Source organism: Streptomyces sp. NPDC018045, assembly GCF_044327445.1.
GTDB lineage: Bacteria > Actinomycetota > Actinomycetes > Streptomycetales > Streptomycetaceae > Streptomyces.
This window is the reverse complement of the sequence record NZ_JBIRFL010000002.1, coordinates 677959-692022: the sequence shown is the minus strand read 5'-3', so window position 1 is coordinate 692022 and position 14064 is coordinate 677959. Positions and strand designations below refer to the sequence as shown.

The window sequence follows — 14064 nt, the reverse complement described above, 5'->3', positions numbered from 1 at the left end:
GCTACGGTGCGCCGTCCGCGAAGCCGGCTTCGAACTCCTCGACCTCGTCCTGGCCGAGGTCCAGCAGGGGAAAATCGGAGGCGGTGTGCCCGCCCGCGGACGGGTCGGCGGTGTGCGCCGCCAGGCCGTCCAGCAGGTCCAGCCAGCGCCGGCCCAGCCGCTCGGCGGCCGCGTCCGGCCACAGACCGGCCGGCCAGCCGAGCGTGAGGGTCAGTTCCGGTCCGTCCGGGGTGTCCTGGACGTACGCCCCTGCCTCCAGGGCGTGCGGGGCGGGTGTGCGGGGGTCGGCCGAACTGCCGACCACCGAGGTGCCGGCCGGCTGCCAGGCGTCCCCCGGCGCTCCGGCCCGGCCCGCACCCGCGAACCTGCCCAGGTAATTGAACCCGATGTGGGCGTCCGGCAGGGTGTCCAACTCCGGCCGGGTGTGCGGGTTCAGGTGGCGCAGCAGGGCGTGGCCGAGGCCGTCGCCGGGCACCGCCCGCGCCTGTTCCTTGACGCGTTTGAGCAGCTCACCGGCGGCCGGTCCGCCGCGCGGCGCGTCGTCCAGGTCGATGCCGGACACGTCCAGGCGTACCGGGTGGACGCTGGTGAACCAGCCCACCGTCCGGGCCAGGTCCGCCCCGTCGACCGGTTCGCGCCCGTGCCCTTCGATGTCCACGACGAGCGCGGCGTCCGGACGCCCGTGGGCGACCGCGCCCGCCAGCGTCGCGAGCAGCACCTCGTGGACACCGCAGTGGAACACTCCGGGTGCCGTGCCGACGAGGGTGGCCGCCGCCGTTCCCGGCAGGGTCCAGGTGCGCCGGACCATCGCGGCCAGTGTGTCCGCGGCCGGGTCGAGCGCCCGTCCGCCCAGGGGAGGCGCGACGTTGTCGAAGAGGGCGGCCCAGCCCGGCAGTTCGGCGAGCCGGCGCTCTTCGGTGGCCTGGGCCGCGAGGGCGCCCGCCCACTGCCGGAAGGAGGTGGTGACGGGGTCGAGTTCCGGGGGGCGCCCGTCCGCCACCGCTTCGCAGGCGGCCCGCAGGTCCGGGAGCAGGATGCGCCAGGACACGCCGTCCACCACCAGGTGGTGCACCACCAGCGCCAGCCGGCCGGGTTCCGTGGGCCCGGCGTCGAGCCAGACGGCCTGCACCAGCACGCCCGCCGCGGTGTCCAGCCGCCCGGTCGCCTCCCGGGCCGCGCGCTCGGCGGTGTCGTCGAGGTCGCCGGCCGGTGTGTCCGTCGCGTCGACACGGGTGAGCAGCGCGGCGGCGTCGACCGTGCCGCGGGCCGGCACCACCAGGTGCGGTCCGTCCTCCGTACGGGCCACGCGGGCCCGCAGCATGTCGTGGGTGTCCAGTACGGCGGCCAGCCCGCCGGTGAGCACGTCCGGCCGCAGGCCCGCCGGGGTGGTGACGACCATCCACTGCGCGAAGCCGCCGCTCAGCGCGTACTCCCCGAGCGCCGCCATGCCCGGCGTCCAGGCCACCTCGCCCACGCCCGCGTCCGGGGCCGCGCGTACCTCGTCGGCGAGCCGGGCGGTGGCGGCCAGCGCGCCCGGTGTCTCCTGCTCGAACACGTCCTGGGCGCTGAAGAGCACCCCTTCGCGGCGGGCCCGGGTGGCGAGCTGCATCGACATGATCGAGTCGCCGCCGAGCTGGAAGAAGCCGTCCTCCGCGCCGACCCGTTCCAGGCCCAGCAGTTCGGCGAAGAGCCCGCACAGGATGTCCTCGGCCGCCGTACGCGGTGCGCGTCCGGCCGCCTTCCCGGCGAAGCCGGGGGCGGGCAGGGCCGCGCGGTCCACCTTGCCGTTGACGGTGACCGGCAGGGCGTCCAGGACGAGGACGGCGGCGGGCACCATGTGGTCGGGCAGCCTGCGGGCGAGGTGCTCGCGCAGGGCCTGGCCGTCCGGCGCGCGGCCGTCCGTGCCCTCCTCGGCCGCCACGACGTAGCCGACCAGCCGGCGTTCGCCGGGCCGGTCCTCGCGGGCGACGACGGTGGCCTGGGCCACCCCGGGCGCCGTGGCGAGCGCGGCCTCGACCTCGCCCGGTTCCACCCGGTAGCCGCGCACCTTGACCTGCGCGTCGGCGCGTCCGGCGAAGACCAGTTCACCGTCGTACGTCCAGTGCGCGCGGTCGCCCGTACGGTACATCCTCCCCCAGCCTTCGGCCGGGGGGACCCCCACGCCGGGCGGGAACGGGCAGGCGACGAACCGTTCGGCGGTCGCGCCGGGGCGGTCGAGGTAGCCGCGGGCCAGGCCCGTGCCCGCCAGGTACAGCTCGCCGTCCACGCCGGGCGGTACGGGCTGGAGGAACGGGTCGAGCACGTACGCCTGCCGGTTGGCCAGCGGGCGGCCGATCGGCAGGACGTCCGCGGCGGGCCCGCCCGGCCGGAGCCGGTGCCAGGTGGCGCTCAGCGTGGTCTCGGTGGGCCCGTACAGGTGCCGTACGGCCACCTCGGGGCACGCCTCACGGACCCGCGCCACCGCCGCGGGAGGCACCACGTCGCCGCCGGTCAGCACCTCGCGCAGGCCCGCGAAGCACTCCGGGTCCTCCTGCGCGGCCACCCGGAAGGACCCGGCGGTCAGGTGCACCGCCGTGACGCCCGCCGCCCCTGCTTCCCGCACCCGCTGCGCGTCCACCGCACCGGCCGGGGCCACGGCCACCCGGGCGCCGGAGACCAAGGGCACCCAGATCTCGTACAGGGAGGCGTCGAAAGCGTGTGGGGCGTGCATCAGCACCGCGTCGTCCGGGCCGAGCGCCCAGCCGGGGTCCGCCACCAGCGCCGCCACGCTGCCGTGCGGCACCCCCACGCCCTTGGGCACACCGGTCGAGCCGGAGGTGTACATCACGTACGCCAAATCCTGCGCTTTCAAAGCTGCTTGAGGGGCTGCGGGCGGAGCCTCCGCCACCGCCGCCCGCGCCTTCGGGTCGTCGAGCACGACGGTCTGCCCGGCCATGTCCGCCGGGACCGCCGTCCGTGTGGCCTCCGTGCACAGCACCACCGCGGGACGCGAGTCCGCCAGCATGAACGCGATCCGCTCCGCCGGATACCCGGCGTCCACCGGCACGTACGCCGCCCCCGCCCTCCACACCGCCAACAGCGCCACCACCAGATCGGCCGACCGCTCCATCACCACCGCGACCCGGTCACCACGCCCCACACCCGAGCCCCTCAGATACACGGCAAGACGGTCCGACGCGGTGTCCAACTCGCCATATCGGACAGTTCGCCGCCCGTCCGTCACGGCCACGGCATCCGGCGCGGACGCCGCTCGTGCCGCAAACAGCTCCGGCACCGAGGCGGCGGACGGCCCGGCCGTCGCCGGGACCCCCTCCGCCACGGCCCGGTGCCGCTCCGCCGCATCCAGGACGCCGACGCGCCCCACCGGAACGGACGGGTTTGCCACCACCTGCTCCAGCACCCGCACCAGCCGCCCGGGCAGCGCGCGGGCCGGCTCCGCGGGGACCAGGTCGGGCCGGTAGGAGACCTCGATCTCCAGGCGGTCGCCGGGGAGGATGCCGAGGGTCAGCGGGTAGTGGGTGGCCTGGCGCAGGTCCAGCGTGGTGAAGGAGAGCGTGCCGGGCGCGGCCGACTCCGCGGCCGGGCGGGGGTAGTTCTCGTACACCACCAGGGTGTCGAAGCCCGCTCCGGGCCCGGCGTGCTTCTGGATGTCGGCCAGGCCCAGGTGCTGGTGCGGCAGCAGCGCGGACTGGCGGGCCTGGACGTCCTTGAGCAGCTCCACCACGGGCTGCCCCGCGTCGAGGCGTACCCGCACCGGAACCGTGTTGATGAAGAGGCCGACCGTCGACTCGACGCCGGGGAGTTCCGGCGGCCGGCCGGCCACGGTCGTGCCGTAGACCACGTCGTCGCGGCCGGACAGCCGGGCCAGGAGCATCGCCCAGGCGCCCTGCACCACGGTGTTGACGGTCAGGCCGTGCCGCCGGGCCAGTTCGGTCAGCGCCCGGGTGAGGGAGGCGGGCAGGTCGGCCTTGGCCTGCTCGGGCAGTACGGGGGTGCGCGCCGGGTCCGCGGGGACGACGAGGGTCGGCTCGCCGTCGCCGGCCAGTTCGGCGCGCCACGCGGCCCGGGCGGCGCCCTTGTCCTGCCGGCCCAGCCACGCCAGGTAGTCGCGGTAGGAGGCGGTGCGCGGCAGCACCGCGGGGTCGCCGCCCGCCGCGTAGACGGTGGTCGCCTCGTCGAAGAGGATCGGCATCGACCAGCCGTCCAGCAGGATGTGATGGGCCGTCAGCACCATGCAGTGCCGGTCGGCGCCGAGGCGGCCGAGCAGTACGCGCAGCAGCGGCGCCACCCCGAGGTCGAAGCGTTGCGCGCACTCGCCCGCGGCCAGCCGGCCGACCTCGGCGAGCGCGTCCGCCTCGGGCAGGCCGGACAGGTCCACCTCACGCCAGGGCAGTGCGGCCTCCCGGGTGACGAGCTGGACCGCCTCGCCCGACTTGCGGCGGTGGAAGCTGGCGCGGAGCGCCGCGTGCCGGCCGATCAGCGCCTGCCAGGACGCGCGCCAGCGGGCCGGGTCCAGCGGGCCGTCGATCGTCAGGGTGCGCTGGATGACGTAGATGTCCGGCCCCTGGTCGCCGAACCCGGCGTGGAAGAGCATCCCCTCCTGCAACGGGGACAGCGGCCACACCTCGGCGAGCGCCGAGCCCTTGCCGGCTGCCGGTCCCGTGGCGGGTGTTGAGGTCTTCACAGCGACAGTCCCCCTTCGAGCCGTGCCGCGATCGCTTCGAACTCCTCCACCTCGTCCTGGCCGAGGTCCAGGAGCGGGAAGTCGGAGGGCGTGTGCCCGCCCGCCCCGGGCGCGGCCGTGTGGGCGGCCAGGCCGCCGAGCAGGTCCTGCCAGAGGCGGCCCAGGCGGGTGACGGCCGCGTCGTCCAGGACGCCGGCCGGTCCGCCGACCGTGAGTGTCAGTTCGGGCCCTTCGGGAGTGTCGCGGATGACCGCGCCGGCCTCCAGGGCGTGCGGGGCGGGCATGTCCGGGTCGTCGGAGCCGCCCAGCGCGGTGCTGCCCGCCGCTTCCCACGGCCCGGCGGTGCCCGGTGTGGCGCCCGCGGGGAACCGGCCGAGGTAGTTGAAGCCGATCTGCGGGGCCGGGAGGGCGGCCAGCACGGGGCCCGTCTCCGGGTTGAGGTGGCGCAGCAGTCCGTGGCCGAGGCCGTCGCCGGGCACCTCGCGGGTCCGTTCCTTGACCGCCTTGAGCAGCGCCCCGGCCGCCGGCCCGCCCGCCATGACCTGGTGCGGGTCCACGCCGGACAGGTCGAACCGCACGGGGTGCACGCTAGTGAACCAGCCCACCGTACGGGACAGATCCGCCCCGGCGACCGGCTCCCGGCCGTGCCCCTCGATGTCCACCAGGATCCCCGCCGCCACGTCCGGCCGCGCGCACGCGACCGCTCCGGCCAGCGCGGCGAGCAGCACTTCGTGCACGCCGCAGTGGAAGACCGCTGGGGTACGGCCTGCCAGGACCGCCGCCTGCTCCCGGGGGACGCGCCACGTGCGGTGGCGCACGGTCGCCTGGGTGTCCGTACCCGGGTCGAGGGCGCGGGTGCCGAGCACGGGAGCGGGGCCGTCGAGCACGGCGGTCCAGTGCGGCAGTTCCGCCACCCGCGGCGGCCGCGTCGCCTCGTCGGCCAGCAGCAGGGCCCACTGCCGGAAGCTGGTGCCGACGGGGTCGGGTTCCGGTGTGCGTCCGTCCGCCACCGCTTCGCAGGCGGCCCGCAGGTCCGGGAGCAGGATGCGCCAGGACACCCCGTCGACCGCGAGGTGGTGCACGGCCAGGGCCAGCCGGCCGGTGCGGCGCGGTCCCGCGTCCAGCCAGACCGCCCGGATCAGGACGCCCGCGGCCGGGTCGAGCCGCCCGGCCGCTTCCTGGGCGGCCCGCTCCGCGAGGCCGTCGAGGCCGGCGTCCGGGGCCCGGGCCACGTCCACCCGGGCGACCAGCGCGCCGGCGTCCACCGAGCCCCGGCCGCCGACGGCCAGCACCGGTCCGCCGGGCCGCGGCACCACCCGGGCCCGCAGCATGGCGTGGGTGTCCAGGACGGCGGCCAGCCCGGCGGCCAGGACGTCCCGGCCCAGCCCGGCCGGGGCGCCCACGGTCATCCACTGCGCGAACCGGCCGCCGGTGATCCGCTCCCCCAGCAACCGCATCACGGGCGTCCACGGCACCTCGCCGGTGCCCGCGCCGGCGGTGTCCGCGCGGGGCCCGGACGGCACCGGTTCCGCCACCTCGGCCAGCCGTTCCGGGGTCCGGGCGTCGAAGACCTGGCGGGAGGTGAGCAGCAGCCCGGCCCTGCGGGCCCGCGACACGAGCTGGAGCGAGGTGATCGAGTCGCCGCCCAGTTCGAAGAAGCTGTCCTCGGCGCCGGCCCGGTCCAGGCCCAGGAGTTCGGCGAAGAGGCCGCAGAGCACCGTCTCGGCGGGGGTACGCGGCTCCCGTCCGGAGACCTGCCCGGCGAAGTCGGGCGCGGGCAGCGCCGCGCGGTCCAGCTTCCCGTTCGGTGTCCTCGGCAGCGCGTCCAGGGCCACCACTGCCGCGGGGACCATGTAGTCCGGCAGCGTCCCGGCGACGTGCGCACGGACGGACCGTCCGTCCAGCTCCGGTCCGGCGGGCACGGCGTAGCCGACCAGGCGGCGTTCGCCGGGGCGGTCCTCGCGGACCACCGCGACCGCGTCCGTCACCGCGGGGTGTGCGGCCAGCGCGGTCTCCACCTCGCCGAGTTCGACGCGGAAGCCGCGCACCTTGACCTGGGCGTCCGCCCGCCCGGCGAAGACCAGGTGGCCGTCGTCGGTCCAGCGGACCAGGTCCCCGGTCCGGTACATCCGCTCGCCCGGCGCGAACGGGTTCGCCACGAACCGCGCCGCGCTCAGCCCCGCGCGCCCCAGGTAACCGCGTGCCAGGTTCACCCCGGCCACGTACAGCTCGCCGCGGACCCCCGGCGGCACCGGCTGGAGGAAGGCGTCCAGGACGTACGTACGGGAGTTGGTGATCGGGCGGCCGATCGCGGGGACGCTGTCGCCGTCCAGCGGCGCGGTGACGGTGGAGGTGACCGTCGCCTCGGTGACGCCGTACTCGTTGAACAGCTCCCGTCCGGCGGACCAGCGGCGGCGTACCTCGTCGGTCATCGGCTCGCCGCCGGTGACCAGGACCCGCAGGCGGGACAGGCCGTCGGACGGGAGCTGGGGCAGGAACGCGGCGGGCAGCACGACGTGGGTGGCCTTCTCCTCGCGCAGCAGGCCGGCCAGGTCCTCGCCGAAGGACTGCTGTCCGGCCGGGGCCAGGACGAGCCGCCCGCCCGCGCACAGCACCGGCCAGATGTCCCCCATGGACACGTCGAAGCTGGGCGAGACGCGCTGGACGACGCGGCTGTCCGCGCCGATGCGGTAGCGCCGGACGCGGTCCGCGACGAGGTTGCCCAGCCCGCGGTGCGGCACCAGGACGCCCTTGGGCACGCCGGTCGAACCGGAGGTGTAGATCACGTACGCCGGGTGGTCCGCGCGCAGCGGCGCGCGCCGCTCGGCGTCGGACAGCGAACCGCCCGCCAGGCGCGCCACCGCCCCGGCCACCGCGGGGTCGTCCAGGACGACCGTGCTGCCGTGCGCCCCGGCCGGGACCGCGGCCCGGGTGCGCGTCGTGCACACCACGACCGCCGGCTCGGCGTCCCGCAGCACGAACGCGACGCGCTCGGCCGGGTATTCGGGGTCCACCGGTACGTACACCCCGCCCGCCATCGCCACGGCCAGCACGGTGACGGCCATCGCCACCGACCGCTCGACGACGACCGCCACCCGGCACTCCGGTCCCACGCCGTGGCCGGTCAGATGCCGGGCGAGCTGCCCGGCCCGGTGCTCCAGCTCGGCGTAGGTGAGCGTCTCCCGGCCGTCCTGCACCGCGACGGCGCCCGGCGTCCGCCCGGCCTGGGCTCGGAACAGCTCGGGCGTCGTCGCCGCGGTCACCGGCGCGTCCGTACGGTTCCAGTCCGCCACGACCAGCGCGTGTTCGTCCGCGTCCAGGACGCCGACCCGGCCCACCGGCACCGAGCAGTCCGCCATGAGCTGCCCGAAGACCCGCACCAGCCGTTCGACCAGTTTCCCGGCGATGCCGTCCGCGACCTGGCCGCGGCGGTGGGCCACGTGCACGCGGAGCCGGTCGCCCGGGATGATCCCCAGGGTCAGCGGGTAGTGCGTGGCCTCGCGGGTGCCCAGAACGGCGAAGGTGAGGGCGTCCGGGGAGTCGGGCGCGGCCACCGCGCGGGGGTAGTTCTCGTGCACGACGAGCGTGTCGAAGACGGCGCCGGGACCGGCCAGGCGCTGGATCTCCGGCAGGCCCAGGTGCTGGTGGGCCACCAGCGCGGACTGGCGCTCCTGGAGCGTGCGCAGCAGGGTGAGCGCCGGCTGCGCGGCGTCGAGGCGTACCCGTACCGGCACGGTGTTGATGAGCAGCCCGACCATGGACTCCATGCCGGGCAGTTCCGGCGGCCGGCCCGCGACGGTGGCGCCGAACACCACGTCCGTACGGCCTGCCAGGCGGGCCAGCACCAGCGCCCAGGCGCCTTGCACGACCGTGTTCACCGTCAGGCCGTGACGGCGCGCCAGTGCGGCGAGGCCGCGGGTGGTCTCCTCGGGGAGGTCGGTGATGACGTGACCGGCGTCGACCGGGCCCCGGTCGGCCGCGCCCGGGGCGACGAGTGTCGGCTCGTCGGTGCCGGTGAACTCGGCGGCCCAGGCGGCCCGGGCGGCGTCCTTGTCCTGGCGGGCGCGCCAGGCGAGGTAGTCGGCGTAGGACGCGGCCGGGGCCAGGGCCGAGGCGTCGCCGCCCGCCGCGTAGACCTCGGCCAGTTCGGACAGCAGGACCGGCATGGACCAGCCGTCCATGAGGATGTGGTGGCTGATGACGATGAGGCGGTGCCGGTCCGCGCCGAGGCGGATCAGCAGCAGCCGCAGCAGTGGCGCCGTCGCCGGGTCGAAGCGGCGCTCCTGCTCCCGGGTGGCCAGTTCCCCGATGCCGAAGAGCGCGTCGGCCTCCGGCAGGCCGGACAGGTCGATCTCCCGCCAGGGCAGGCGCACGTCACGGGCCACGACCTGGACGGCCGCACCGGACGCGCGCCGGTGGAAGCTCGCCCGCAGCGCGGCGTGCCGGTCCAGCAGCGCCTCCCACGCGGCGCGCAGCCGGGCGGCGTCCAGCGGGCCGGTCAGCTCCAGCATCCACTGCGTCTCGTAGACGTCCGGGCCCTCCTCCTCGAAGGCGGACTGGAACAGCAGCCCTTCCTGGAGGGACGACAGCGGCCAGATGTCCGCCGGCCGCGGCACGGCCGCCTCCAGTTCCGCCACGCCGTCCTGGGTGAGGGCGAGCAGCGGGAAGTCGGAGGGGGTGTGGCCGCCCGCTCCCGGCCGGGTGACGTGGGCGGCCAGGCCGCCCAGCAGCTCCACCCAGCGGCGGCCGAGCCGCTGCGCCGCCGCGTCGGTCCGCCCGTGCTCGTCCTGGTGCCGCCAGGTGAGCGTGAGGGTCAGCGTGGGCCCGTCGGCGGTTCCGCCGATCACCGCCGCGGCCTCCAGGGCGTACGGGGACGGCTCGCCGTGACCGGTCGCGGCTGCCCCGAACGCGAGGTGTGGGCCGTCTTCTTCCGGGCGTCCCGAGGAGCTGAACGCGATCCGGGGCGCCGGGAGAGCGGCCAGGGCCGGTCCCGCCTCCGGGTTGAGGTGCCGCAGCAGACCGTGCCCGAGGCCGTCGCCGGGGACCGTGCGCACCTGTTCCTTCACCGACTTGAGCAGCGCCCCGGCCGCCGGGCCGCCCGCGAGAACCTCGCGCAGAGCGGTGCCGGACAGGTCCAGCCGCACGGGGCGCACACCGGTGAACCGGCCCACCGTACGGGACAGGTCGAGCCCGTCCGGTCCCCCGCGGCGGCCGTCCGTCTCGATGTCCAGCAGGACGCCGGTCCGGCCGTCCTCGCGCCCGTGGACGACGGCGCCGGCCAGCGCCGTCAGCAGGACGTCGTCAACGGTGCAGTGGAACGCGGCGGGCGCCCGGCCGACCAGCGCCGCCGCTTGCTGCGGCGGCACGGTCCAGACCATGCGGCGTGCCGTTCCGGCGGGTTCCGCGTCCGCCTCCCGGCTCGCGGGACCGAAGCCGTCCGGGAGGGTGCCGGACCCGTCGTCGCCGTCCAGTACGGCGCGCCAGGCGTCCAGTTCCGCGATCCGGTGCTCCTGGGCCGCCTGTACGGCCAGCAGGCCCGCCCACCGCCGGAACGAGGTGCCCACCGGGGCGGGTTCCGGGGTGCGGCCGGCGGCCGCGGCCCCGCACGCGGCCGCGAAGTCCGGGACCAGAATGCGCCAGGACGCCGCGTCCGCCACCGCGTGGTGGACCGCGAGCACCAGGCGGCCGGGCCGCGCGGCGCCCGCGTCCAGCCACACCGCCTGGAGGTTCACCCCGGCCGGCGGGTCGAGCCGCGCCACCGCTTCCCGGGCCGCCCGTTCCGTGGCGTGGCCGAGGTCCGCCGTCTCCACGGTCTCGTGGGTGACCAGTGCCGCCGCGTCCACCGTGCCGCGGCCGGGCACCACCATGCGCGGTCCGGTGTCCCCGGCCGCCGTCCGTGCGCGCAGCACGGCGTGGGTGTCCAGGAGGGCGGCGACAGCGGCCGGCAGGGTGTCCGGCCGCAGGCCGTCCGGGGCCGCCAGCACCACCCAGCGCGCGAAGGACCCGACCCGCGCCCCGGCGGACGGCGTCCAGGGCACCTCGCCGGTCTCCGTGTCCGTGCCCGGCGGCTCCTCCGGCGGGGCGGGAGCCACCCGCGCCAGCCGCTCCGGGGTCCGCTCGGCGAAGACCTGGTGGGTGGTCAGTACCAGTCCGGCGCGGCGCGCCCGCGCGGCGAGCTGCACCGCCGTGATCGAGTCGCCGCCCAGCTCGAAGAAGCTGTCCTCGGGCCCCACCCGGTCCCGGCCGAGCACCTGCGCGAACAGCGCGCACAGGGCTTCCTCGGCGGGTCCGCGCGGCTCCCGCGCCGACCCGCTCCCGGTGAAATCGGGGGCGGGCAGCGCCTGGTGGTCCACCTTGCCGTTCACGGTCAGCGGGAGGCCGTCCAGCGGTACGAACGCCGACGGCACCATGTACTCCGGCAGTCGGCCGCCCACGAACTCCCGCAGCGCGGCGAGCAGCGCGCCGGTGTCCCGGCCCGTCGCGGCGCTGCCGCCGGACTCGCCGGTGAGCAGGGCCTCCGGAGCGCTGCCCGGGCCCGCCGCGGCCCGCTCACCGCCCGGCTCGGCACGGAACGGCTGCTCGTCCCGCGGCGGCGGCCCGCCCCGCGGCCCGCCCTCCGGGAGCGGCCCGCCGTCGGAGAGCGGCCCGCCGGGGACCCGCTCCGGCGGCTGCGCGACGACGTACGCCACCAGGCGGCGTTCGCCCGGCCGGTCCTCGCGGGCCACCACGACCGCCTCGCCGACCGCCGGGTGGGCCGCCAGCGCCGCTTCGACCTCCCCGGGCTCGATCCGGAAGCCCCGCACCTTGACCTGCGCGTCCGCCCGCCCGACGAAGACCAGTTCGCCGTCGTCGGTCCAGCGCACCATGTCTCCGGTGCGGTACATCCGCTCGCCGGGGACGAAGGGGCTGGCGGTGAACCGCTCCGCCGTCAGCCCGGGGCGGGAGAGGTAGCCGCGCGCCAGGCCGGTGCCGGCGATGCACAGTTCCCCGGTCACGCCGGGCGGTACGGGCTGGAGGAACGCGTCCAGCACGTACACCTGGCGGTTGTCCAGCGGGCGGCCGACCGGCAGCACGGACGGCACCGGGTCGCCGGGCCGCAGCCGGTGCCAGGTCGCGCACAGGGCGGCCTCGGTCGGCCCGTACAGGTGCCGTACGGCCACCTCGGGGCACGCCTCGCGCACCCGCGCCACGGCCGCCGGCGGCACCACGTCACCGCCGGTCAGCACCTCGCGCAGGCCCGCGAAGCACTCCGGCGACTCCTCCGCCACCACTCGGAACGACCCCGCCGTCAGATGTACCGCCGTGACCCCCGCCGCCACGGCCGCACGGATCCGCGGCCCGTCCACCACGCCCTGCCCGTCCACCACCACCCGCGCCCCGGAGACCAGCGGCACCCACACCTCGAACAGTGAGGCGTCGAAGGCGTGCGGCGCGTGCATCAGCACCGCGTCGTCCGCGCCGACGGACCAGTCCCGCTGCCCGACGAGCCCGGCGACACTCCCGTGCGGCATCGACACGCCCTTCGGCACCCCGGTCGAGCCGGAGGTGTACATCACGTACGCCAGGTCTTCGGGGCCCACCCGTACCGCCGGGCCCCGCGCCGGGCACCCGGCCACGGCCGCCCGTACCCGCGGGTCGTCCAGCACCACCGGCCCGCCGGGCACGCCCGGCGGCACCGCGGCCCGGGTGCTCTTGGCGCACAGCACGGCCGCCGGCGCGGAGTCGGCCAGCATGACCGCGACCCGCTCCGCCGGGTACGCCGCGTCCACCGGTACGTACGCCGCGCCCGCCTTCCAGACACCGAGCAGCGCCACCAGCAGCCCGGCCGACCGCTCCATCAGCACCGCGACCCGGCTGCCGCGTGTCACACCCCGGCCGGCCAGGTACGCGGCCAGCCGGCCGGCCTCCGCGTCCAGCTCCGCGTACGTCAGCGACCGTTCCTCGTCGGACACCGCGACCGAACCGGGCCGCCGGCCGGCCTGGCGGGCGATCAGCTCCGGCACCGAGGTGCCCGGTTTCTCGGCGCCGGTGGCGTTCCACCCCTCCACGACGAGCCCGTGCTCCGGTGCGCCCAGCACACCGAACCGCCCGACGGGCGCCTCCGGTTCGGCCGCCGCCTGTTCCAGGAGCCGGACGAAGGCCCGGTGGCCCGCCCCGGCCCACTCCTGGTCGTACAGCGCCGGGTCGGCCTCCAGGACGACGCTCGTCCCGGCGTCGTCCGGCAGCTCCCGCACCACCACGGAGAACGCCTCGACGGGCCCGCCCGGCAGATCGTGGAGGACGCCCCGGACCTCGCCGAACCGCAGATCCATGCCGCTCGCCGGGACGGCGACCGACGGCCCGAAGTCGCGGCGGCCACCGGGCCGTCCCAGTTCGGCGTGCAGGCGCTCGCCACGGTAGCGCCGGTGCTCCAGCAGCCCGTCGATCTCCCGCTGCGCCGCGCGGGCCAGCCCGGACAGGCTGTCACCGGGCGAAGCGGGCAGCCGCAGCGGCAGTACGTTGGCCGTCGCGCAGGGCGTCCGCCGGGCCGCGGGGCCCGTACGTCCGTCGACCGGGAAGCTCAGCAGCGCCTCGTCCGCCCCCGTCGTGCGGCACACGAAGGTGGCGACCGCGGCGACGACCAGCGCGCCGCGGCCGGCGCCCGTACGGTCCGCGGCCGTGCGCAGCGCTTCCCGGCCCGCGGGCGACAGGTGTCCGGACGCACGGGGATGGGCGTCGCGGACGGCCGACCGGTGCCCCGGCACGGTGGCGGGTTCCGGGCGGTCCGCGAAGTGCCCGTGCCAGTACCGGCGGTCGGCCTCGTGGTGCGGCGACTCCCGGTAGGCGGCTTCCTGCTCCCACAGCTCGCGCAGCCGTGCGTGCCCGGGGAGGCGGTACGGCTCGCCGCGCAGGGTCGCGCTGTAGAGAGCGGCGACGCGGCGGGCCAGCAGGGTGCTCCCGAAGTGGTCGACCAGGAGCTGGTGGTGGCGCTGGTACCAGACGTACCGGTCGGGGGCCAGCCTGAAGAGGATGTGCGCGCACAGGTCCCCTTCGGTGGGGTCGGCCGGGTGCCGGCCGTCCGCGCGCATCAGCGCCCGCGCCGCTTCCCACGGCGCGTCCTCGGCGGTGAGGTCGACCTGCCGCAGCGCGAACTCCGCCTCGGCATCGCCGATCACCTGCGCCGGGACGCCGCCGTCCCGCGTGAACCGCAGCCGCAGCGCCTCCGTCTCGGCGACGGCCTGCCGCAGCGCCCGCCGGAAGACGTCCGTGTCGAGCGGGCCCGGGACATCGGCGTACTGCCTGATGTCGTACTGCCGGGGCGGGTTCTCCGCGCGCTGGGCCAGCCACGTCCCCTGCTGGCAATCGGTCAGGGGCGCAGTGAACTGTGCCTGGCCTTCCAT

At 76.8% G+C, this 14064-nt stretch carries 2 protein-coding genes; both read right to left on the bottom strand.

The genetic code is table 11. The features are described 5' to 3' along the window. Nucleotide 1 precedes the first annotated feature (1 nt). The gene (locus ACH4EB_RS06895; RefSeq protein WP_398346269.1) at nt 2-4684 is read right to left on the bottom strand and encodes an amino acid adenylation domain-containing protein; all 4683 of its coding nucleotides are present in this window, start codon (nt 4682-4684) and stop codon (nt 2-4) included. Next, entirely contained in the window at nt 4681-14064 is a 9384-nt protein-coding gene (locus ACH4EB_RS06890) for an amino acid adenylation domain-containing protein (RefSeq protein WP_398346268.1), read from the bottom strand. Before ACH4EB_RS06890 ends, ACH4EB_RS06895 begins: the two co-directional genes overlap by 4 nt.